At 59.8% G+C, this 21543-nt stretch carries 22 protein-coding genes; 13 read left to right on the forward strand and 9 right to left on the reverse strand.

All coding sequences use genetic code 11. From position 1 onward, the window contains the following. Positions 1-7: 7 nt before the first annotated feature. Complete coding sequence (locus tag NBG89_RS02200) at positions 8-238, reverse strand: DUF2093 domain-containing protein (RefSeq protein WP_431321525.1); 231 nt, start codon at positions 236-238, stop codon at positions 8-10. Between the two features lie 68 nt (positions 239-306). Then, on the reverse strand, positions 307-2118 hold the full coding sequence (mutL, locus tag NBG89_RS02205) for a DNA mismatch repair endonuclease MutL (protein ID WP_431321526.1): 1812 nt from the start codon (positions 2116-2118) through the stop codon (positions 307-309). A gap of 176 nt (positions 2119-2294) precedes the next feature. Between mutL and NBG89_RS02210 the strand changes: the two genes are divergently transcribed. Further along, positions 2295-4010: a response regulator gene (locus NBG89_RS02210; protein ID WP_431321527.1), complete on the forward strand. Its 1716-nt coding sequence runs from the start codon at positions 2295-2297 to the stop codon at positions 4008-4010. Positions 4011-4133: 123 nt separating this feature from the next. Next, on the forward strand, positions 4134-5492 hold the full coding sequence (locus tag NBG89_RS02215) for a putative bifunctional diguanylate cyclase/phosphodiesterase (RefSeq protein WP_431321528.1): 1359 nt from the start codon (positions 4134-4136) through the stop codon (positions 5490-5492). A 59-nt stretch (positions 5493-5551) separates the two neighbouring features. Here the strand turns inward: NBG89_RS02215 and NBG89_RS02220 are convergent, their stop codons facing one another. The 5 genes from NBG89_RS02220 to NBG89_RS02240 form a co-directional block, all read right to left on the reverse strand. Next, complete coding sequence (locus NBG89_RS02220) at positions 5552-6172, reverse strand: PRC-barrel domain-containing protein (RefSeq protein WP_431321529.1); 621 nt, start codon at positions 6170-6172, stop codon at positions 5552-5554. Between the two features lie 251 nt (positions 6173-6423). After that, positions 6424-7311 carry an SMP-30/gluconolactonase/LRE family protein gene (locus tag NBG89_RS02225; RefSeq protein ID WP_431321530.1) on the reverse strand — a complete coding sequence of 296 codons (888 nt, stop codon included), beginning with the start codon at positions 7309-7311 and terminating at the stop codon, positions 6424-6426. A gap of 5 nt (positions 7312-7316) precedes the next feature. Then, positions 7317-7949 (reverse strand): 2-dehydro-3-deoxy-6-phosphogalactonate aldolase, encoded by a 633-nt coding sequence (locus NBG89_RS02230; protein WP_431321531.1) that lies wholly within the window; start codon positions 7947-7949, stop codon positions 7317-7319. 15 nt (positions 7950-7964) lie between these two features. Then, positions 7965-8882, reverse strand: coding sequence for a 2-dehydro-3-deoxygalactonokinase (locus NBG89_RS02235; protein WP_431321532.1), 918 nt, complete (start codon positions 8880-8882; stop codon positions 7965-7967). Then, a complete protein-coding gene (locus NBG89_RS02240) occupies positions 8882-9655 on the reverse strand; it encodes an SDR family NAD(P)-dependent oxidoreductase (RefSeq protein WP_431321533.1) in 774 nt (257 codons plus the stop codon). Before NBG89_RS02240 ends, NBG89_RS02235 begins: the two co-directional genes overlap by 1 nt. Before the next feature lie 101 nt (positions 9656-9756). On the opposite strand from NBG89_RS02240, the gene NBG89_RS02245 reads away from it, so the two are divergent. From NBG89_RS02245 to apbC, 3 genes are all read left to right on the forward strand, one after another. Beyond that, positions 9757-10551, forward strand: coding sequence for an IclR family transcriptional regulator (locus tag NBG89_RS02245; protein WP_431322757.1), 795 nt, complete (start codon positions 9757-9759; stop codon positions 10549-10551). 191 nt (positions 10552-10742) lie between these two features. Next, a complete protein-coding gene (locus tag NBG89_RS02250; RefSeq protein WP_431321534.1) occupies positions 10743-11474 on the forward strand; it encodes a helix-turn-helix transcriptional regulator in 732 nt (243 codons plus the stop codon). Between the two features lie 516 nt (positions 11475-11990). Continuing rightward, positions 11991-13145 (forward strand): iron-sulfur cluster carrier protein ApbC, encoded by a 1155-nt coding sequence (gene apbC, locus NBG89_RS02255; protein ID WP_431321535.1) that lies wholly within the window; start codon positions 11991-11993, stop codon positions 13143-13145. A gap of 14 nt (positions 13146-13159) precedes the next feature. On the opposite strand, the gene NBG89_RS02260 is transcribed toward apbC, so the two are convergent. Further along, the gene (locus NBG89_RS02260; RefSeq protein WP_431321536.1) at positions 13160-13372 is read right to left on the reverse strand and encodes a hypothetical protein; all 213 of its coding nucleotides are present in this window, start codon (positions 13370-13372) and stop codon (positions 13160-13162) included. A gap of 135 nt (positions 13373-13507) precedes the next feature. On the opposite strand from NBG89_RS02260, the gene NBG89_RS02265 reads away from it, so the two are divergent. The 8 genes from NBG89_RS02265 (at position 13508) to NBG89_RS02300 (ending at position 20702) form a co-directional block, all read left to right on the forward strand. Further along, positions 13508-14482: a magnesium transporter CorA family protein gene (locus tag NBG89_RS02265; protein WP_088694710.1), complete on the forward strand. Its 975-nt coding sequence runs from the start codon at positions 13508-13510 to the stop codon at positions 14480-14482. Positions 14483-14500: 18 nt separating this feature from the next. Continuing rightward, complete coding sequence (locus NBG89_RS02270; protein WP_088694601.1) at positions 14501-16399, forward strand: potassium transporter Kup; 1899 nt, start codon at positions 14501-14503, stop codon at positions 16397-16399. A 159-nt stretch (positions 16400-16558) separates the two neighbouring features. Further along, on the forward strand, positions 16559-17737 hold the full coding sequence (locus NBG89_RS02275; protein WP_431321537.1) for a cell wall hydrolase: 1179 nt from the start codon (positions 16559-16561) through the stop codon (positions 17735-17737). 282 nt (positions 17738-18019) lie between these two features. After that, positions 18020-18364, forward strand: coding sequence for an AtpZ/AtpI family protein (locus tag NBG89_RS02280; RefSeq protein ID WP_431321538.1), 345 nt, complete (start codon positions 18020-18022; stop codon positions 18362-18364). Positions 18365-18437: 73 nt separating this feature from the next. Further along, positions 18438-19190: a F0F1 ATP synthase subunit A gene (locus tag NBG89_RS02285; RefSeq protein ID WP_088694599.1), complete on the forward strand. Its 753-nt coding sequence runs from the start codon at positions 18438-18440 to the stop codon at positions 19188-19190. Between the two features lie 72 nt (positions 19191-19262). Beyond that, a complete protein-coding gene (locus tag NBG89_RS02290) occupies positions 19263-19490 on the forward strand; it encodes a F0F1 ATP synthase subunit C (protein ID WP_003588243.1) in 228 nt (75 codons plus the stop codon). Positions 19491-19568: 78 nt separating this feature from the next. After that, the gene (locus NBG89_RS02295; RefSeq protein WP_431321539.1) at positions 19569-20207 is read left to right on the forward strand and encodes a F0F1 ATP synthase subunit B; all 639 of its coding nucleotides are present in this window, start codon (positions 19569-19571) and stop codon (positions 20205-20207) included. Positions 20208-20210: 3 nt separating this feature from the next. Beyond that, complete coding sequence (locus NBG89_RS02300; protein ID WP_431321540.1) at positions 20211-20702, forward strand: F0F1 ATP synthase subunit B; 492 nt, start codon at positions 20211-20213, stop codon at positions 20700-20702. Between the two features lie 79 nt (positions 20703-20781). Here the strand turns inward: NBG89_RS02300 and NBG89_RS02305 are convergent, their stop codons facing one another. Further along, the gene (locus NBG89_RS02305) at positions 20782-21456 is read right to left on the reverse strand and encodes a ribonuclease HII (RefSeq protein ID WP_431321541.1); all 675 of its coding nucleotides are present in this window, start codon (positions 21454-21456) and stop codon (positions 20782-20784) included. Positions 21457-21543 lie beyond the last annotated feature (87 nt).

The following is a 21543-nucleotide window of genomic DNA, read 5'->3' on the forward strand; positions in this document are numbered from 1 at the left end:
CTGGCGCTCAACGTTTCTGATTGGGCAGGACGCCGGCGCGCTTGTCGGCCTCCAGTGAGGCAACGGCATCGGCATAAGGTTCCTGGCGCGCGACGCTCCAATAGCGCAGCTCGTCGAGCGGGATCTGCTTGCCAGTGATTGCGCACACGACGTAGGAGCCTGGCGACAGGATCTGAAAATCCGCATCGAGATACCGTATCTGCGCCTGGCGGTTTCCATTTCCCTCAAACAAATTCATGCGCTCCGTTTCCTTGCGGCTTGTTATTCGCCTGCCATAACGCGGCTCCGCTGGCTTTTCCAGCTTTTTCAGCTCCGGCCGAACAGCCGTTCGATGTCCGAAAGCTTAAGCTCAATGTAGGTCGGACGTCCGTGATTGCACTGACCGGAACCCGGGGTGACCTCCATCTGGCGCAGAAGCGCGTTCATCTCTTCAGGCCGCAGCCGCCGTCCGGAGCGCACGGATCCGTGGCAGGCCATGGTCGCTGCCACGTATTCGAGCTTAGCCGACAGGCCGGACGCAGTATCCCATTCGGCAATTTCGTCCGCCAACTGCCGGACAAGCCCCGTGGCGTCCACCTCCCCAAGCATGGCAGGTGTCTCACGCACCGCGATCGCGCCCGGACCGAAGCGTTCGATCGCCAGTCCCAGATCGCCAAGTTCGGTGGCAAACTGCATCAGCCGATCGCAATCCTCTTCTGGCAGATCGACGATCTCGGGAATGAGGAGCACTTGCGACGCAAGCCGCTTCGAATGTAGGGCCTTGCGCATCGCCTCAAATACCAGGCGCTCGTGCGCGGCGTGTTGATCGACGATCACCAAGCCATCATCCGTCTGTGCGACGATATAATTTTCGTGGATCTGCGCTCGGGCGGCACCCAGCGGATAGCGTTGCGGCGGCTCTTCCGGCGTGACCGGCATTCTTCGAGCCACGGCGTCGCTGCGGGCTGTCGGCGTCGCAAGTCCGTCGAAGGAAGCCTGAGGACGCTCCCCGAAGCTACTATTCGCAGCCTCGTAGAATGGGCGCGAGGGGGATGTTGCCGCCGACCAGGGTTGTTGCGGCCGCTGGGCACTCGGCTGGAAACCCGGTCGGAAGGAGCGCAGCATTCCGTCGGCGCCCGTTGTCGCTGCCCGGCTGCCGTCACGCGCCAGCGCCTCGCGCACAGCCCCGACGATCAGGCCACGCACCAGTTGCGGGTCGCGGAAGCGCACGTCCGATTTGGCCGGGTGCACGTTGACATCGACAAGGGCCGGGTCGAGCGTGATCGACAGAACCGCAACCGGATAGCGTCCGGCCGGGATAGTCTCGGCATAAGCGCCACGGATCGCCGACAGGATCAGCTTGTCCTGCACCGGACGGCCGTTGACGAAAGCGTACTGGTGGGCCGAGTTGCCGCGATTGAAGGTCGGGACGCCGGTAAAGCCGGTCAGCGATATGCCTTCGCGCTCGGCATCGATTTCGATGGCATTGTCGCGGAAGTCCTTGCCGAGGATCTGCGCCATGCGCGCCAGATGATCGTCGCCCGTCGCCGGCAATTCCAGCGTCGTGCGGTCAGTCCCTGACAGCACGAAGCGCACGCCGGGGAACGCGATCGCCATCCGCTTGACGACCTCCGTGATCGCCGCAGCCTCGGCCTTCTCCGTCTTGAGAAATTTCAGGCGGGCAGGCGTGGCAAAGAAGAGATCGCGAACCTCGACGATCGTGCCCGGATTGCCGGGTGAGGGGCGAAGATGCGTAATCCTGCCACCCTCGACAGCGATTTCATTGCCACCGGTGCTGTCCCGGCGGCGGCTGGAAATGCTAAGTCGTGCTACCGAGCCGATCGATGGCAGAGCTTCGCCGCGAAAGCCCAGTGTCCGGATGTCATCCAGCGTGTCTGAGATCTTGGAGGTGCAGTGGCGGCGTACGGCAAGCTCCAAATCCGCAACGTCCATACCGGAGCCGTTGTCCGAAACTCGCAGCAGGCTCTTTCCGCCGCCGGATGTCGCAACCTCGATGCGCGTCGCCCCTGCGTCGAGGGCGTTCTCGATCAGTTCCTTGGCGGCACTTGCCGGTCGCTCGATGACTTCACCGGCGGCAATCTGGTTGATGAGGGTTTCTGAAAGCTGTCTAATGGCCATGCGCCATTCTCTTGGATTCGCGGGGCCGAGGGAAGTGCGAAAGCGCAGCCGTTCCCTTGTTCTGCACGCTCCAATTCCGGCCGCTTAACGTTAAGCGCGCCTTAAGACAAAGATGCCATTTTGCGGCTTACTTCCGAGGATTGGGTTTAAATCGGACAGATGTGGGACGCGTAGGAATGAGTGCCGGCTTCGAAAAAGCGGACACATCATCTGTAAGCAGCGAAATGTCGGCTGATATCAGCCTGCAGACGGCGCTGTTTGACGCGGTATGCGAGAGCCTCGGCGCCGCATTCATTGTCTACGACAAGACTGACCACATGATCTTTGCGAGCCGCCAGGTTCTCAATTTCTTTCCCATATCGGAGACCATGCTGAAGCCGGGTACGCGGTTGCGAGACTTCCTCGGCGCGATCCACGACACTGGCATCCGCACGCAGTCACCCAGCAATCAGGCCGCGATGAGCCGTGAGGATTGGCTGTCCCAGAAGATTGCCTCGCATTGGCGCGAACGCTTCGAAGCCGTCGAACGGCACGGTACGGATCGCTGGATTCGCTTCGGCAAGCGTCGCCTCGCCAGCGGATATGGCGTCTCGGTCATCCAGGATATCTCCGAGGACAAGAAGCGCGAGGAACAGTGGCGCTCCGATCTGGAGCGTGTGCAACTCACCGAGGATATCCTCGATAACCTGCCTTTCCCGCTCTTCGTCAAGGACCGCAATCTCAACTACGTCGCCGTCAACATCGCCTTTTGCGAAAAGTACCAGACGACGGTTGACGAAGTGCTCGGCCGCAAGAGCGGTGACCTGTTCTCCAAGGAGGTTGCCCAACGCTTCGAGGAAAGTGACCGTCATGTACTGGAGACCGGCGAAATGTCGATCTCCCGCCAGCGACAGGTCTCCCGCGACGGCGTCGAACGCGACATAGTCGCGCGCAAGCACCGCATCGGCAAGCCCGGGCGCTATTTCCTCGTTTCGACCATGCAGGACCTGCCGCGCGACGGCGCCGATCTCGATGAGTTCCGGCTTGCGTCGGCGGTCACAACATCGAGCAAGAATTCCTATCGGCGCGCCTACGTTCCCATGGACGGCAGCGGCGAGCGCCGCGAACCGGCCGCGATGGAGGCCATCGTCCCGGAGAACTTCTCGGGTCGGAAAGTCCTGGTGGTGACGTCGGATGTGGTGGCTGAAGCAGCAGCCCTGCGAACCCTCGCCAAATACGGCTTCGAGGCCTGCTCGGTCCGCGGTGAGGACGAGGAAGAGCACTTCCTGGAGATTGCGAGCTCTTCCGGCATCTCGCTCGACCTGCTCGTGATCGACAATCAGCTTGGCATGCGTTGCCTCGAGCTCGCCGAACAGTACGGCATCCCCGCCCTGGTAATGGATGGCTTCCAGCTCGCCAATGAGCTTACTTTTCAGATCGCCCGACATTTCAACCGCAGCAATCGAGGCGAGATCGCCGAAAGCATCGATTGGGAGATCACTACAGTCGAAGACGTGAGCGTGCTCGACGTGCTTGTCGCCGAAGACAACGACATTAATCAGATTGTTTTCTCGCAGATCCTCGAGGGTCTCGGCTACCGCTACCTGATCGCTCCAAGCGGCGACGAAGCGATCCGGCTGTGGACCGAGCACCGGCCTAAAATCATCCTGATGGATATATCGCTGCCGGGCTTCAACGGTTTTGAGGCGGCGCGGCTGATCCGCCAGACCGAGGAAGGCGGCAGTTCAAGGACGCCGATTATCGGCGTTCTTACTCAGGCCTTCGAGCGTGATCGAGTTGAGTGCGCAAAAGCCGGAATGGACGACGTGATCATGAAGCCGGTGAGCCCTGATATTCTTCAGGGGATCTTTCAGAAATACCTTGCCGGGGATATCAGACAGGTCGGCATGTGACGAACAAAGCTCGTCAAGCCCCTAGATCTAGGGGCAGCATACGGTTTCAACGTGGCCGATCCACTATCGAATTCTTAAGACTTGCCCGCCATCCTTCCTGGCATTGGTGCAGTCTGGGTCTGAATGATGATGTCGGCTGAAATGCCTTTGGTGCCCGTAAGTCAGAATGAACTTCAGACAATGGCCTATACCGACCCACTGACCGGGCTCGGCAATCGCTACCGCATGCGTGACCGCATTGCCCAGATCGCCGCGGAGCGCGCGAGCGATCCCGCACCCTTCACAATCGGCATTGCCAATCTCGATTCCTTCAAACCGATCAACGATCTTTTCGGCTCTTCGGCGGGCGATGAGATTCTCTGCCAGGTCGCCCATCGCCTGAAGGCCTGTATTCCCGATGGCGCCTTGGTCACGCGTCATGACGGTGACGAATTTGCCTTTGTCCTGCCGCTGGTATTCGAGCGGGCGAGCGCCGAGAAGTTCGGCCAGATGATCCGCGAAGTCCTGTCGGCTCCATATGATCTCGGCGATCGCAATGTGAGGCTGTCGGCTTCCTTCGGCTTTTCGATCTATCCATTTGCGGGCGAGGAGTTCGAGGAACTGCTGAAAAGCGCTGAGACCGCGCTCTACCGCTCGAAGCGCCGCGGTCGCGGCCAGATCACCGTCTATTCCCGCGAAATCGCCCAGGAAATGAAACGCGCGACGCAATTGGAACAGGCGCTGCGCAATGCCATTATCTCCGATGCCATTGATGTGCATTTTCAGCCGATCGTTGCTCTTTCCAACAATCAGGTCGTCGGTTTCGAAGCCCTGGCGCGCTGGAACGATCCGGATCTGGGTTTCGTTTCGCCGGGGGTCTTCGTTCCGCTTGCGGAAGAACGCGGCTTTATTGACGCCCTGTCCGAGGCGCTGTTGCGCAAGGCGGCCGAAGCGGCACTTTCCTGGCCGCGCGAACTCTTTCTCTCGTTCAATCTCTCCTCGGCGCAGTTGATGGACCCGGGGACGAGCAGCAGCATCCTCTCGATCCTCGGTCGCGTCGGCTTTGACCCGCACCGGCTCGAACTAGAGATCACCGAGACTGCGGTGATGGGCTCGGCCGATACGGCAAACCGGATCATCGCCGATCTTCGTCAGGCCGGCGTTCGCATCTCGCTGGATGACTTCGGGACGGGCCAGTCGAGCCTCGGTCGCCTCCGCGATTTCATGTTCGACAAGATCAAGATCGATCGCGCCTTCGTGTCGCGGATCAATTCCGATCGTGCGTCCGAGCACATTATCAAGGCCATCCTCACAATGTGCGAGGGGCTGGACCTGGAAGTGGTCGCGGAGGGGATCGAGGATTATTCGGAAGCGGTGAAGCTGCGCTCGCTCGGCTGCGGCATGGGGCAGGGCTATCACTTCGGCAAGCCCGCGGATGGTATCGCGACGCTGCGGTTTCTTCATGAGAACTGCTACGATACCTCGGATCGCGTTAGCGCCTGAAACGCCGATGGCGCCCCTTCGGACGCCACCGGTTCCGCGATAACCCGCTGCGCAGTGTCTTACTTGTTCGTTGTAGAGCCGGTAGCGGTGGTATCCATTGTGCCGACTGGCGCAGGGGCCTTCTCGGCTGCGAGCATCTGAAGCGTCTTGAATTCCGGAGCCGTCTTCAATGTCTCAGCGGTCTCGGACGTGGTTAGCTTGACGCTACCGTCCTGCGTGTTCTGGGCGACCGTGATCTTATCCATTGGAACGGCCACATTCTTTTCGCCGATTCCGAGGAAGCCGCCAACGCCAATGATCGCTGCGACCAAACCGCCGTCCTTCTTCATGATCAGGTCGTTGACGTTACCGATGCTCTCGTTTTGACCGTTGTAGACCGACTGACCAATATAGGTATTGGCACTGATCTGGTCCGCAGCCTGCTCGGTCAAATATGAGCCACCTGTCTGTGCGGTGTTGGTCGTCGCAGCCGGCGCCGGAGCCTGAGCCGCGTCACCTGCCGGGACCGGAGCCGTTGCATCCGGAACCTTCGGCGGAGCTGTCGGATCGCTTGGCGATGCCTGCGTGGCCGGCGCATTCGGATCAGCCGGCTGGGTTGCGCTCTGTGAGAACGCCGTCGGTGCGAAAGCCGTGGCAAACAAGGCACCAGCGGCAACGGTTGTGAGAAGTTTGCGTGTCATCTCGAACCTACCTTTTCAGTTCAATAGTGATCTCTAGCCATTTTGCCGTCCTTCGCAGTCGGGCGTCCGTCTGGCCGGTTCACTATTGAAATGAATGGGATTTCTATTGGTTCCCGAAAAAAATCGCGAAAAAATTGCTAATTTCGTGGAGTTTCTATCGCAAACGCTGCAGTGGCCCTCGCCAATCAACCCCACCGATGAAAACAAGAAGGGCGCCCCGGGGCGCCCTTTCCATTGTGCCTGACTTTGTGTCAGATCACATAAACGGGGTCAAAAATTCCCTTTACGGTGACGTCAAGTTCGAGCAGGGACCCAGCCTGCGGTTGCATGGACCGCGCATCGTCATCCAGCCCTTCCCATGCCGTGGTGACTGCAAGGCGGTCGCCATTCGTTCCGATGAAGGCAGGGCAGGAGGGCTGTGCCGCCGGGACCTTGTAACGCGAAATGCGTAGCCCATCCGGGCTGTAGCGATCGACCGTGCCGGCACCCCACCGCGCATTCCAGATGTACCCGTCGGCGTCGACGACCGAGCCATCGATGCCGCCCGGCTCGTCCATGGTGTCAACCAGCACAATCGGTTCACCGGTCGGCAGGCCGGTCTGTGCGTCGACCATCACCCGCATCAGGCGACTGAGGCGAGTGTCGGTGAAGTAGCCGATCGTTCCATCCGGCGAGAAGCAGATCGAATTCGGAATGCTGATGCCGTCGAAGATCTTGGTCACGCGACCGCCGGCCACATGGTAGATGGCGCCCGCGCGGTTTTCCGCCCGCTTGCTCATCGTGCCGATCCACAGTGCGCCGGACGGATGCGTCCGGCCGTCGTTCGAACGGTTGTCCGGGTTGTCGCTTTCGAGCGCCGCATAGAACGTCAGATTGCCGCTCTTCATGTCGCGGACGAAGAGGCCTTGTTCGGTCGCAAGCAGTTGGCGCCCGGCATCGATGCGTGCCAGCACACTCGCCATCATCGGCAAGGCGTGCACTTTCTTTTCGTTCGTCGAAAGGTTCAGCTCGTGCAGTTCCTTGCCGAGAATATTGAACCACCACACCGTGTTGGTATCGGGGTCGTAGGTCGGCCCTTCACCCAGCACGGAGCTGGTATTGCAGAGTGTCCTTCCCGCGAATTCATGAATTTCCGTCATACGCCTTAAGCTCCTACCGCTGCGTCATAGGCGTAAATGGTCGCCTTGGCACGCTCGGCAACCTCTGCTGCGGTCATTCCCGGCTTGTAGAGGCTGGTGCCAAGACCGAAGGCATGAATGCCGGCTTTGGTGTAATCAGCGAAATTCTTGTCTGAAACGCCGCCGACGGCAGCAATCACGAGCTCTGGCGGCAGAATTGCGCGGATTGCGGTGATACCGGACGGTCCAAGAACGCTGGCGGGGAAGAATTTCAGCCCCGTTGCGCCTGCGCGGGCGGCGGCCAGCGCTTCCGTCGGGGTGAACACGCCAGGCATCGTGACCATGCCGTAGTTGCGGGCAAGCACGATGACTTCAGGCTCGACGTTGGGCGTAACCAGCAGCTTGCCGCCCGCCGAATTCAGGCTGGCGACGGCCTCTGTCGTCAGTACGGTTCCGGCGCCGATCAGGCAATCGGGGGGCGCCATCTTCGCGGCGATCTCGATCGACTTGAACGGGTCGGGCGAGTTCAGCGGGATTTCAATGGCGGTCAACCCGCTTTCGATCAGCGCGCCGACCACGCTTTCGGTCTCTTCGGGCTTAATGCCCCGAAGAATGGCAATCAGCGGGCGCTTCATCGTGGGGAAGGGGATACGGTTCATCGCTTTAGTGCTTTCTTAATTCGGCCAAATGGCTTTGGCGGCGGCGGCAAGCCCGCCACGGACAGCAGTGTCGGCGTCAATCGTGTTGAAGGATAATGATAGTGCCTTGAAGGCCGCTTCATAAAGACCCTGCAGTCGGCCGGCGGCCACAAGGGTAATGTTAACGCCCGTACCCGCCGTCGCCATGGCGCCGGCGATTTCCAGGCCGATCAATGTGCCGGAGATCCTGGCCTGTGCCGCTGCGGCCGTGAGCCCATGTAGCAGCTGTCCGGAGCGCGCCGTAAAAAAGAGGTTGGTCGCCATTGCCGGCTGTTCGTAAGCTGCCTTGATCGCGCTTTCGAAGGCTGCCTCATCTGTCGGCGTCTGTTCCGCGCCGGCGACGGCATGCGACAGGATCGTATGCTTGGATATCGCATCGAAGAGTTCGCCGGTCATGAAGCTGGAGAAGCCGGTGACCCGTCCATCCGTGACATGCACCCACTTGGAGTGCGTGCCGGGCATGCACACCGCCTGTGATCCGCTGCTTGCCGGGCCAAGCGCGCCGAGAAGCTGTGTTTCCTCACCGCGCATGACGTCGGGCCTTGCCTGATCCCTCTGCGCGAGCCCGGGAAGGATGCGGACGTCGCGGCTCTGGCCGGGAACGGATACCGCGCCGGTGAGGATAGAAGACAGCGATGTCGGCACGTCGACATAGCCGGCCTCGACCCATCCCTGCTTTGCACCAGCCATGCCGCAGATGATGACCGGAAGATTTCCTGGCGCATCCATCTTGGCCAGGTGGGAGGCCAAAACCTCAGCAAAACCGGTCTTCGCAGCCGTCGTCATGCCTTCGTTGCTGCGGCTCTCGGCAAGGATGCTGTCATCCTTGCCGATCAGCCAAAGCCGGAAACTGCTCGTTCCCCAATCCACCGCGACATAAGCGGGATCTGCCATCAGAAAATGCCTCCATCGACAATAAGAGATTGTGCGCTGATCGCTGCCGCGCAGCTCGACGCCAGAAACAGGCACGGACCAACGATCGCATCGGCGTGCAGGACCTTCTTTATGCACTGACGCTGCACGGTCCGAGCAATGCCGTCCTCAGTGAGCCAGAGTTTCATTTGACGATCCGTCACGATCATGCCTGGCAGAATACAATTGACACGGATGTTATCAGGTCCGAGCTTGCCGGCCAGACTTTTTGTCAGCCCGATCACACCGGCTTTTGCCGCCGAATAGGCAGGGAATTCCGGCATGTTGAGGAGAAAGGCGATCGACGACATGTTGATCACCGCGCCGCCGCCGGCGGCGCGCATCGAGGGCGCGACGGCCTGCGTGGTGAAGAAGACGTGACGTAGATTTGTCGCCTGGTTATTGTCCCAATACTCCTCGGTCACAGCCTCGAAATCGTGGCGGTCGTCGCGCGCGGCATTATTGACAAGCACGCTGATCGGGCCCGAGTGAGCGACAACTTCATCGACCGTCCGGCGGATTTCTGCAACATTGCGCAAATCCGCCTTGTGGAAGCGAACGGGATGCAGCGTGTCGCGCGAAAGCCTCTCCACAAGCTCGTGGCTTTCCGTTTCCGCGACATCGATGAACGAAACCTTGGCGCCCTGGCGGGCAAAGCCCTCGACGATCGCCGCCCCAATGCCGGACCCGCCTCCGGTGATCAGCACGCTTCGATCCCTGAATTCCGGAAACTGCGCAACAATACCCGTCACCATTTCCTCCCGGTTTTGCAATTGTTCTATTATTTGGAACTCAATTTGACTATGTGGAATTATCCGATTACGTTGGTGTTCCTGTCAAGGCATTTGGGGCAATGATGAGTACGGTAAAAGAGAGTGCGCACGGGAAGCGCGACACGGGCACCCTAGGCAAGCTGATGGTCCTTCTCGACCTTGTGAGTCATGCCGACGGCCCCATGCGCTTCACCGACATACTGGCGGTCGCCGATCAACCCCGCGGGACGGTTCACCGCCAGCTCATTCATCTCGTGGCAGAGGGGCTGCTCGAAATCGATGAGGACGGCCGTTATCTGCCGGGCTTGCGGCTGCTGGACTTTGCCTCCCGCAGTTGGGGACGCAACGAATTCCGGCTCGTTGCCGAGCCGCACCTCAAGGCTCTCCAGGATCTAACCGGTGAGACGGTCCATCTCGGCGTGCTCCGCGGCACCTCGATCATCTATCTCGACAAGTTCGAGGGGCAACAGCCTGTCAGAATGTACTCACAGATCGGCAATGCGTCGCCGGTCTACTGCACCGGTGTAGGTAAGGCCGCCCTGTCCGTTCTGCCCCGGGAGCGCGTTGAGGCTTTGGTCGCGGAAATCGCCTTCCACCGCTTCACGGCCAACACGCATACGGCCGAGTCGCTTCTTGCGGAGATCGAGGAGATAAGAAAGCAGGGCCATGCCTTCGACCGTGAGGAGCACGAGGTCGGAATCTGCTGTATTGCGGCCCCGATCTGGTCGGAAAACCTGTCGCTTGTCGGAGGCGTTTCCATCACTGGTCCGGCCTATCGGCTCGGCGTGGAAAACCTGTCAGAATGGGCTGCTCCGATCCGCGAAACATCTGGACGGATCATGGAGGCCATGCGCATCGGCCTAGGTCCGCGTCGCTGACCTGCCGCGACGGTGGGCCTCCTCCTAAAGCATAATATTGAGATTTTCTGACGAATCATCACAATTGACGCTCGTCAATCCCCCGTCCTGGGGTGTATGTGCTGGTAAATCGTCACCGGCGATACAAATTGCGACGGCGCGGACGAGACGCTGTCCATCAGGCTTCCATCTTTTTTGAGTTGAACAAGTAAATGAACCCATCGCAGCCAGCATCTTCCGTAGACGTACACGTTAGCGAGATCGCCGGATTGAAAACGCAGTTTGATATTTTCCGCTTCATGAAAAAGGTGACGGAAGCCTATCGAGCGCGGGCCTTTATGGTTTTCAATCTTCCTTCGACAACGGCGATCGATCTGCAGAGCAGCACTGTGATCTCAAGCTGGCCAGTGGAACTGCTGGCAGCTTATGACCAGGAGGGGCTTGTAACCAATAGCCCGGTCATGAAGCGGTTGAGGGCATCGACCACGCCGTTTTTCAACGACGTATCACAGGTGAAATTGGAGCGACCCGATGGAAAGGCCGGCTTTGTTGCCGCCCTCTTCGAGCGCTTTCGCATGATGCGTTGTGCCTATTTCCCCGCCCACGAGGCCTCTGGCGGTCGCGGCGCCGTGTCATTCTCGGGCGATCGCGAGGCGTTCACCGCCGAGGAAATGCGCGAACTCCACTATATCTCCACCCACGTCTTCGATCGGCTGGCGGAGGTCCGCAGTTATGACACGCGGGTCATGGATACCTTGACCGACCGCGAACTCGACTGTTTGAACTGGACTGCGGCCGGTAAGACCAGTGTTGAGATCGCCGAGATCCTTAATCTGTCCGAGCATACGGTAAATCACTACCTCAACCGTGCGACGAAGAAACTCGGTACCGTCAACCGGACTCAGGCGGTTGCCAGAGCTTTGCGGATTGGTCTCATAAAGTGACAGGTGCGCAAATTGTGGGCTTCGCAGGCATTCGCGCCTAAATCTTCGCCACGGCCGATCAGCATGTCGCTCGATAACATTGGCTTTGCCAACTGTTTGCCAGTTGGCACGTTTTCTGCTTCCTTGTCTGCAGCGGTCCAGAGGGGACCTGGTAACGACGCCGGATAAACGGCGCGACCCGCATACTGCCCGCCGACGTGACGGTGCCCAATTTCGGGCTTGGACGTCGGCGGCGGTTGTTGCGTTTGGGACACGCCGCCGCCGGCATTCCCCCTCGCTTTCTTGTCGGATGGACTTTTGTGCTGGCCTTTTGGCACGCTTGCTCTAGTTCGCAAGGCTTACCTCGGTCTCCTGGAAGGCTGTTGCGGCTATCAGGGCGAAAGCCCGGCGGACTTGGTGGACGCAGCCGCCTTCCGGTTGACCTCGCTCCTCAATCGCCACCTCGATCACCGATTTTGTTTGGCGAAGACGCAGCACTCCTCTATCTAGAATGCCAACACAGGCAGTGAGGATGGAATGACCGGCGTCACCAAGGAACAGGTTCTCGAAACGCTGAAGACAGTGCGCGGGCCGGATCTCGAACACAATATCGTCGAGCTCGGGATGGTGTCCGATGTCTTCATTTCCGATGGCAAGGTCTATTTCTCCATCACAGTTCCGGCGGAGAGCGCCAAGGAGCTGGAGCCCCTTCGCCTCGCGGCGGAACGGGTCATCAAGGAGATGCCGGGCGTCAAGGGAGCGCTGGTCGCGCTGACGGCGGACAAGAAGGCCGGCCCGGGATCGGCGCCAGTGTCGCGCCCGCAGCCGCAGGCGGGACATGACCATCACGGCCATGCACACGCGCCGCAACAGCAGCCGCGCGCGGGCAAGCTCGGCGTTCCCGGCATCGGCGCGATCATCGCCGTCGCCTCGGGCAAGGGAGGCGTCGGCAAATCCACGACCGCCGTCAATCTTGCACTCGGTCTTCAGGCAAACGGACTGCGTGTCGGCATTCTTGATGCCGATATCTACGGCCCGTCGATGCCGCGACTGCTGAAGATCTCCGGTCGTCCCACTCAGATCGATGGGCGCATCATCAATCCGATGGAGAATTACGGACTCAAGGTCATGTCGATGGGCTTCCTCGTTGACGAGGAGACAGCCATGATCTGGCGTGGTCCCATGGTGCAATCGGCGCTGATGCAGATGCTGCGCGAGGTTGCCTGGGGCGAGCTCGACGTGCTTGTCGTCGATATGCCGCCCGGAACCGGCGATGCGCAGCTGACGATGGCGCAACAGGTGCCGCTGGCCGGCGCCGTCATTGTCTCGACGCCGCAGGACCTCGCTCTGGTCGATGCCCGCAAGGGATTGAACATGTTCAAGAAAGTCGAGGTTCCCGTGCTCGGCATCGTCGAGAACATGAGCTATTTCATCGCGCCCGATACCGGCAGCCGCTATGATATTTTCGGGCATGGCGGCGCTCGCAAGGAAGCCGAACGCATCGGCGTTCCTTTCCTCGGCGAAGTGCCGCTGACGATGAACATCCGCGAGACGTCGGACGCCGGAACGCCGCTTGTCGCCACCGAGCCGAACGGCATCGTGGCCGGCATCTATCGCGAGATCGCCGCCAAGGTCTGGCAGCAACTCGGCGGACAGCCGCAGCGGGCCGCGCCGGCCATTGTTTTCGAGTGAATGCGTCGCCGCCGTTAGGCTCCCAATTGCGGAGAAAATGTGGTCAAACGGGGCAGTGGACGTAAGATGTCTTGATTCTTTCGCAGCTTTCCGTCATATGGCGCGCCGTCGCCATGAGGGCGGCTGTTTTGCGAATGCTCGATGATGGCCACCCTGCCGGGGCCGGTCACCTGCATGTTCGGAGTTGTCTTGGCCGAAGGATTGGTGACTGCGATGCGGTTGAGCACGTTGCATATCTCGGCGGTTGCCGGATATGGCAGGGATCGTATGAACTTTCCTCAATCGTTTTCACTAAGATCGGGAACTTGCGTCACAGGCCGCGTGCCGTGCGCGCAGTGTTCGGATTGCCGGAGGCCGATCCGGTGATCACGGCTTACTGTTCCAACTGCAAGTCGGTCGAGATCGGCGATTTGTCGCAAGGCTCGTTGCGCGATGACGTCATATGGATCGACATGATCGAGCCAACGCGCGAGGAGGAGCTCTTCGTCGAAAGAACGCTCGGTATCGAAGTGCCGACACGCGACGACCTCAAGGATATCGAGCCGTCAGCCCGCCTCTATACGGAAAATGACGCCGTATTCATGACCGCGTCCCTCGTTTGGAAGGCGGAAACGGACGCGCCGACGCTGACCGATGTTGCGTTCATCCTGGCCGGCAAGCGGATGGTGACGATCCGCTATGCGCAGCCGAAATCGTTTGCACTGTTCATTGCCGCGCTGCACCGCGTGCCGCAGCAGTGGCGCAGCGGCGCGGCCCTGCTGACAAAGCTCTTTGAAACCGTGATCGATCGGACCGCGGAGATCCTGGAGCTCTCGGTCGCCCGTATCGACATTCTCTCGACGCATGTGTTTGGCGATCGCGCCCGGAAGGTGCGCAAACCGTCGAACTATCTGGAGGAAAAGCTCAGGGACATTGCGGGCCATCATCGCCTCGTCAGTAAGGTCCGGGACAGCCTGGCGTCTTTGTCTCGGCTGATGACGTTCTTCTATAATGTTCCGGCCGTCCAGCAGGATCACGATACCAAAGAATTGTGCAAGACGGTTTCACGCGACATCCAGTCGCTCAACGAGCATGCTTCCTTTATTGCCGGCAATATCACCTTCCTGCTCGACGCTTCGCTCGGCCTGATCAACATCGAGCAGAACTCGATCATCAAGATTTTTTCGATCGCGTCCGTGGTGTTCTTGCCGCCGACGCTTGTCGCCTCCATCTACGGTATGAATTTCGAATTCATGCCGGAATTGCACTTCGCCCAGGGATATCCCTATTCGCTTGGGCTGATGGTGCTGTCCGCCATCATTCCCTTCTTCTTTTTCCGATGGAAAGGCTGGCTCTGAAGAGCCTGTTTTCATTTCATGCACGAAGGTAGCCATTCACACGAACGCACAATGAAGCCGCGCAAGCTGTTCTACCTTGCGCTTGGCTCCATCGGCGTCGTCTACGGTGATATCGGTACCAGCCCGCTTTACGCGTTCCGTGAAGCATTGAAGCCTGTCGCAATTGACGGCCTCACTCGCTTCGAGGTGATCAGCCTCATCTCGCTGATGATCTGGGCTCTGACCATTATCGTCACCATCAAGTACGTGCTCTTTCTGTTGCGTGCCGACAACGAAGGCGAAGGCGGCACCCTTTCCCTGTTGGCGTTGCTGATGAAGACCGCCAACGGGCATACCGCACTGTTGATGCTGCTCGGCCTGGTCGGTGCGGCGCTGTTCCTCGGTGACGCGATGATCACGCCGGCGCTCTCGGTTCTGTCGGCCGTCGAAGGCCTGAAGCTCGTCGCGCCCAGCATGACGAGCTATATCGTGCCGATTTCGGTCTTTATCCTGGCCCTGTTGTTTGCTGTGCAATCGCGTGGCACTGGCGCCGTCGCCCGCTTTTTTGGGCCGATCACGGCACTCTGGTTCCTCGTTATGGCGGCTGCCGGCATTTCGCACATCTCCGATGACTTCGGTATCCTTGCCGCTTTCAACCCTTACTACGCGGTTAGCTTCCTGCTGCACGAGGGGTTCTACGGAGTCGTCGTGCTTGGCGCGGTCTTCTTGACCGTGACAGGTGCCGAAGCGCTCTATGCCGATCTTGGCCATTTTGGTCGTCGGCCGATCCAATGGGCGTGGTTCGCGTTGGTTTTCCCGTCATTGACGCTGAACTATCTGGGGCAAGGCGCTCTGGTCCTTGGAAATCCGAAGGCGATGTCCGACCCCTTCTATCTGATGTATCCGCAATGGGCGCTGCTGCCGGTCGTCATCCTCGCGACTGCGGCGACCATTATCGCCAGCCAGGCGGTCATCACCGGTGCCTTCTCGCTCGTCCGCCAGGGCATCAACCTCGGCTTCCTGCCGCGCATGGAGATCCTCTTCACGTCGGAGACGAATACCGGGCAGATCTTCGTGCCGTCCGTTAACGCCGTACTCTTCTTCGGCGTCATCTTCCTCGTCATCAGCTTTAAGACGTCAGACGCTCTGGCAATCGCCTACGGTATCTCGGTGACGGGCGCGATGGTCGTCACATCGATCATGGCCTTCGAGTTTGTGCGCGTACGCTGGCATTGGTCCACAGCCGTCGCCACGCTGGCGCTTGCGCCGCTGGTATGCTTGGAAATGATCTTCCTGGGAGCGAACCTGCTGAAGATCCATGATGGCGGTTACATTCCGGTGCTGATCGCGAGCGTCTTTACGATCATCATGTGGACGTGGCGTCGCGGTACCGCTCTTCTGACGGAGAAGACGCGCCACACCGATATTCCGTTGGCGTCTTTCGTTAGCTCGATTGAGCGCAAGAGCGACCATTCGCCCGCCCAGGTGCCCGGTACCGCGATCTTCCTGACCAGTGATCCGGAATCGGCGCCTGCTGCCCTGCTGCACAATCTGAAGCACAACCACGTTCTGCACGACAAGAACGTGATCCTGACGATCCGCACGATCAACAAGCCGCGCGTTCCGAGCGCTGATCGCTACAAGGTCGAGCCGATTTCGGAGCGGTTCTCGCGTGTAGAGCTGCAGTTTGGCTTCATGGAGTCGCAGAACGTCTCGCAAGCCTTGGCGACGCTGCGCAAGACCGGCCTGAAGTTCGACATCATGTCGACCTCTTTCTACCTCGGCCGCCGAAAGCTGGTTCCCGATGCGAAGTCCGGCATGCCCTATTGGCAGGATCGCCTTTACATCGCGCTTGCCAATGCAGCAGCAAATCCGTCGGACTACTTCCGACTGCCGGCAAACCGCGTGGTGGAACTCGGCTCGCACGTCATTATCTAGACGAGCACATACTCTCTGATAAAAGCCCGGCGATCTGCCGGGCTTTATTTTTCCCTGCTCTAATTCTTTCGCCCCCGAGAGCCGCCGCATTAACCAAGCATCAAGGTTAATGAGACATTTTCAACGGCATGTTCATGCGTCTCATGCCGGAGTCCCGCGTTGCGTCGAAATAGCCCTTCCCGTGGCAAGCTGCGCCTCTTGCTTCAAAATTGGAGTTCCCCCGCGCTCTTCGGCGTTTGTGGCTGGCTGATGTCGCCGACGATGGCGTCCCATGCTGACCTGGCTGCTCTACTTGCCGGCCTCGACCAGGGACGGGAAAACTGGCGCATGGTTTTGACGAATTCGCCGGCAGGGTCGATTCATCAGGCCGAACTGACCTTTGCAGACCCTGTTGTCACGGGCACAATCGCAGCTGGGGCCGGTATGGTTCTGCCCGACGGCCGCAAGGTCGCCTTCATGGCGACGGACAAGGGCCATGAGGCGACGCCGGATGAAGACCGCGTCAATCGCCCGGCCAAGAAGAGCCGTGTCGTTGCTGTCGAGAAGGTGCAGCCGCCAAAGGACTTTTCTGCAGGTTCGATTCTCCAAAGAACGCGCCTGCTCTTCCAACCCACCTTCGATCTCAAGGATAAGTCAGCCTTCGTGAAGCCGAAGATCAAGGGCAAGGAAATCGAGATCGCGACCAACTTCTATAAGAGGGAACCGCCCAAGCCGGATCGCGGCGTCTCGCCGATGCTGGCTGGCCTCGTGACCAACCCAAAAGCCGACGTGCTGGCGACGGCCTATGCGCCGGCCGCGCCTGATTACTCCCGTCAGTCGCCGTTTGATTCGATTCTCACCGACAAGGCGGACGACGGCCGCTTCGTGCCCCAGATCGGCCCGCGTGATCACGCCTGGGCCGCAAGCATCCTGGCGCCGTCGGTATTCTCGGCGACCGAGCAGCAGTGCCTGGCATCCGGCATTTACTTCGAGGCACGCGGCGAAACGGTGAAGGGGCAGGCCGCAGTTGCCCAGGTCATTCTCAATCGCGTCCGCAATCCCGCCTACCCGAAGACGATCTGCGGTGTCGTCTATCAGAATGAGGATTGGCGTAACCGATGCCAGTTCTCCTTTGCCTGCGACAACATCAAGGATCGGGTGAACTCGCAATATCACTGGAGAATCGCCCGCGAAGTCGCGATGGCGGTGACCGCCGGCAAGATCTGGCTCCCGCAGGTCGGCTCGGCCACCCATTATCATGCTGTCTACGTGCGTCCGAAATGGGCCAAGACCATGGAGAAGGTCGGCCGCATTGGCCTGCACGTCTTCTATCGCACCTATGGCGGCGGCTGGAGCTAACGGAAAAGCCGATCCTGACGCGATTTCGGGTCTCTTCGCCGCACACAAAAGCGGATTCTTTCGGTCGATTTTGGCAAAGTGCGCTTAGATTGATCTAAGCGCATGTTTTCTCATGCTTATTTTATGGCTGGACATCGACCGCTCACGCCTTGACTATGCTTTTTGCTAAAACTATGTTGCGCGCGACTTCAGAACGGGCCGAAAGGTTCTCAACCCTTGGGGTTGTTGTCCGGAAAACCGGGGTAGCGGGATCGCGGACAGCGGCTAGTGGAGGAGAGCACCATGACGGACGACCGCGGGGAAGGTCTTGAGAAGCGCCGGGCGCAATTGGGAGCGGAGCTCGCAACCAAGCGCGTAGAGGCGGGGAAGGAAGAGGCTGTCGAAGCCAGCGCCGAGGCGAGCCGCAAGGGTTATGCCGAGGCGATGAAGCTTTCGAGCGAGTTCATCTCCGCAATCGTCGTCGGCGCCGTTCTCGGCTACCTCCTCGACCGTTTTGTCGGCACGGCGCCTTGGGGGATGATTGTTCTTCTTCTTCTTGGATTTTGTGCCGGCGTATTGAACGTTCTGCGTGCTGCGGGGAAGGTTGCAAAGCCTGATCCCGGCGAGCGTGAGAATGGTGGAAAATAGGGCAGGGCGCTCCGGCGTTCGATCCAGTGCAATAATCCCGTCTTGCGCGGGCTAAAGATAGAGAGAACAAGCGGTGTCTAACGATCCGACCCATCAGTTCCTGATCCAGAAGATTGTGCCGATCGAAGTCGGCGGAATTGATTTCTCGTTTACGAATGCATCGCTCTTCATGGTGGCGTCCGCTGCGGTTGCCGCTGGCTTCCTCTATTTCTCGACGTCGAACCGGGCGATCGTGCCGGGCCGCTCCCAGTCGGTTGCGGAGATGTCCTACGAGTTCATCGCCAACATGCTGAAGGAAGGCGCCGGATCCAAGGGGATGAAATTCTTCCCATTGGTCTTCTCGCTCTTCATGTTCGTGTTGACGGCAAACCTGCTCGGCATGTTCCCGTACTTCTTTACGGTCACCAGCCAGATCATCGTCACCTTCGCGCTGGCGCTGCTCGTCATCGGCACGGTTCTCGTCTACGGCTTCTACAAGCATGGCTTCCACTTCCTGAATGTCTTTGTCCCGTCGGGCGTTCCTGGCATTCTTTTGCCCCTCGTTGTGACGATCGAAATCATTTCCTTCCTGTCCCGTCCGATTTCGCTCTCCGTTCGTCTTTTCGCCAACATGCTGGCTGGTCACATCACCCTGAAGGTGTTCGCAGGCTTCGTTGCCTCGCTTGGAGCGCTGGGTGCAGTCGGTATCGGTGGCGCTGTCCTTCCTCTCCTCATGACCGTCGCCCTGACGGGTCTCGAGTTCCTCGTCGCCTTCCTCCAGGCTTACGTCTTTGCGGTCCTGACTTGCATGTACCTCAACGACGCGATCCATCCGGGTGGCCACTAAGGGATACCGACATTGACGTCCAAGGGCGTCAGTCAATTTCGCCGCAACACAACCATTTCAAAGGAGTTCAACATGGAAGCGGAAGCAGCAAAGTTCATCGGTGCAGGTCTGGCTTGCTTTGGTATGGCCGGTACGGCTCTCGGCCTCGGCAACATCTTCGGCAGCTACCTGTCCGGCGCTCTGCGCAACCCGTCTGCAGCTGACAGCCAGTTCGGCCGTCTGGTTTTCGGCTTCGCCGTTACGGAAGCTCTGGGCATCTTCTCGCTGCTCGTCGCTCTCCTCCTGCTCTTCGCCGTTTAATACAGGCGCATTGAAGGATCACGGCCTGCAGCCCGCATGCCGTGATCCTTTGCATTTGCAGTACACCTGGAGGTGAGCATGTTTTTTGTGACCCCGGCTTACGCCGAAGAGGCCCCGGCGGGAACCGCAGAAACTGGTGCAGCAACCGGTACAGACACGCATGCCGCCCCGGCAGCAGGCGATGTCCACACCGAGACCGGCGTACCAGCCGAGCATCATGGTGGCGGCGTATTCCCGCCTTTCGATTCGACGACGTACGCCTCGCAGCTGCTATGGCTGGCGATCACGTTTGTTGTCTTCTTCGTGCTCATGCAAAAGGTCATCGCGCCGCGCATCGGCAGTATCCTCGAGCAGCGTCACAGCCGCATCTCGCAGGATCTCGATGAGGCAAGCCGCCTGAAGGCGGAAGCCGACGCCGACGTTGCCGCTTACGAAGCCGAATTGGCTGCGGCTCGCGCCAAGTCGAACGCGATCGGTACCGCCGCTCGCGACGCTGCCAAGCTGAAGGCGGAAGCCGACCGCAAGGCTGTTGAAGCAGGCCTAGCTGAAAAGCTCAAGGCTGCGGAAGGTCGCATCGCCGACATCAAGGCGAAGGCTTTCGCTGACGTCGGAACCATCGCGGAAGAAACCGCAACGGCTGTTGTGGAACAGCTGATCGGCACCTCGGCAAAGGCAGATGTTGCCGCTGCTGTTGCCGACATCAAGAAGGGGGCTTGATCGATGGAATTTGCATTGGACGCAACATTCTTCGCGATGATCGGCCTGTTCATCTTCCTGGCGCTGGTTGTCTACCTCAAAGTTCCTGGCATGATGGCGAAGTCGCTCGACGACCGTGCCGATCAGATCCGCAACGAACTGTCGGAAGCCAAGCGCCTGCGCGAAGAGGCCCAGCATCTGCTGGCTGAGTATCAGCGCAAGCGTAAGGAAGCTGAAGCCGAAGCCGCGCACATCGTTGCTGCGGCCGAGCGCGAAGCCGAAATGCTGACCGCTGAAGCCAAGAAGAAGACGGAAGAATTCGTCGCGAACCGCACCGCGGTTTCCGAACAGAAGATCAAGCAGGCGGAAGCCGATGCGATGAAGGCGGTCCGTTCCGCCGCCGTCGATCTGGCAATTGCCGCCGCCGAAAATGTTCTGGCGAAGAAGGCCGATACGAAGGTTCAGTCCGAGCTCTTCAGCGACGCCCTCGGCCAAGTCAAGAGCCGCCTCAACTAAGGTAGGCATCTCGCTTTCGAAGAAGCCCCGCAATGCGGGGCTTTTTTGTTTTGGGCGATGCTGATCGGTTGCGGACGGATCAGTCGCTATCTATGTCGCCAGGCACCTTTTTCAGCGGGCTGAAAGTCATGCGGTGCAGCGAACAGGGGCCGTGCTTCTCGATGCCAGCCCGGTGCTGTGCTGTGCCATAGCCGGCATGCGCGGCAAACCCATAGACGGGGAAGGTGCTGTCAGCTCGTGCCATCATCCGGTCCCGCGTCACCTTGGCGACAATGGAGGCGGCGGCGATGGAGACCGAACGCGCATCACCCTTGACCACCGCCTGCCCCGGGCAGTCGAGCCCTGGCGGAACGTCGAGCCCATCCGTCAGGACATAGCTTGCAGGGACAGACAAACCGCAGATGGCGCGGCGCATGGCGTCGAGGCTGGCCTTGCGGATATCGGTCTCGTCGATACGGGTCGAACTCGAGGAGGCGATAGACACAGTTGCAGTTGCAAGGATCTGAACGAAAAGCTCCTCGCGCTTCTGCGCCGAAAGCTGCTTCGAGTCGTTCAGGCCGTCGGGAATACGCTTGGGGTCGAGAATGACGGCGGCTGCCACCACGGGGCCGGCCAGCGGCCCCCTCCCAGCTTCATCGGCGCCGGCAACTGGCCAATGACCGGCCTTGCGCGCCTTCAGCTCCAGCCGGAAATCCGGCACGAGCGGGACATCTTCGAAAAGCATAGGAGAATCGGGTGACGTGCGACGTTTCATGCGGCTGAACCTCGCACGCCAACCCGATTTCCTGCAAGTCCTCGGATCAGGGCGGCGGGCCGGGGACTCGAGCGCGGAAGGGCAGGG

Origin of the sequence: Rhizobium sp. YTU87027 (genome assembly GCF_050644135.1) — a bacterium.
Classification (GTDB): Bacteria; Pseudomonadota; Alphaproteobacteria; order Rhizobiales; family Rhizobiaceae; genus Rhizobium.

Bases quoted from the DNA above. Each gene is read 5' to 3' on its own strand.
- NBG89_RS02200 (WP_431321525.1), bottom strand. From the start codon at position 238: ATGAATTTGTTTGAGGGAAATGGAAACCGCCAGGCGCAGATACGGTAT.
- mutL (WP_431321526.1), bottom strand. From the start codon at position 2,118: ATGGCCATTAGACAGCTTTCAGAAACCCTCATCAACCAGATTGCCGCC.
- NBG89_RS02210 (WP_431321527.1), top strand. From the start codon at position 2,295: ATGAGTGCCGGCTTCGAAAAAGCGGACACATCATCTGTAAGCAGCGAA.
- NBG89_RS02215 (WP_431321528.1), top strand. From the start codon at position 4,134: ATGATGATGTCGGCTGAAATGCCTTTGGTGCCCGTAAGTCAGAATGAA.
- NBG89_RS02220 (WP_431321529.1), bottom strand. From the start codon at position 6,172: ATGACACGCAAACTTCTCACAACCGTTGCCGCTGGTGCCTTGTTTGCC.
- NBG89_RS02225 (WP_431321530.1), bottom strand. From the start codon at position 7,311: ATGACGGAAATTCATGAATTCGCGGGAAGGACACTCTGCAATACCAGC.
- NBG89_RS02230 (WP_431321531.1), bottom strand. From the start codon at position 7,949: ATGAACCGTATCCCCTTCCCCACGATGAAGCGCCCGCTGATTGCCATT.
- NBG89_RS02235 (WP_431321532.1), bottom strand. From the start codon at position 8,882: ATGGCAGATCCCGCTTATGTCGCGGTGGATTGGGGAACGAGCAGTTTC.
- NBG89_RS02240 (WP_431321533.1), bottom strand. From the start codon at position 9,655: ATGGTGACGGGTATTGTTGCGCAGTTTCCGGAATTCAGGGATCGAAGC.
- NBG89_RS02245 (WP_431322757.1), top strand. From the start codon at position 9,757: ATGAGTACGGTAAAAGAGAGTGCGCACGGGAAGCGCGACACGGGCACC.
- NBG89_RS02250 (WP_431321534.1), top strand. From the start codon at position 10,743: ATGAACCCATCGCAGCCAGCATCTTCCGTAGACGTACACGTTAGCGAG.
- apbC (WP_431321535.1), top strand. From the start codon at position 11,991: ATGACCGGCGTCACCAAGGAACAGGTTCTCGAAACGCTGAAGACAGTG.
- NBG89_RS02270 (WP_088694601.1), top strand. From the start codon at position 14,501: ATGCACGAAGGTAGCCATTCACACGAACGCACAATGAAGCCGCGCAAG.
- NBG89_RS02280 (WP_431321538.1), top strand. From the start codon at position 18,020: ATGACGGACGACCGCGGGGAAGGTCTTGAGAAGCGCCGGGCGCAATTG.
- NBG89_RS02290 (WP_003588243.1), top strand. From the start codon at position 19,263: ATGGAAGCGGAAGCAGCAAAGTTCATCGGTGCAGGTCTGGCTTGCTTT.
- NBG89_RS02295 (WP_431321539.1), top strand. From the start codon at position 19,569: ATGTTTTTTGTGACCCCGGCTTACGCCGAAGAGGCCCCGGCGGGAACC.
- NBG89_RS02300 (WP_431321540.1), top strand. From the start codon at position 20,211: ATGGAATTTGCATTGGACGCAACATTCTTCGCGATGATCGGCCTGTTC.
- NBG89_RS02305 (WP_431321541.1), bottom strand. From the start codon at position 21,456: ATGAAACGTCGCACGTCACCCGATTCTCCTATGCTTTTCGAAGATGTC.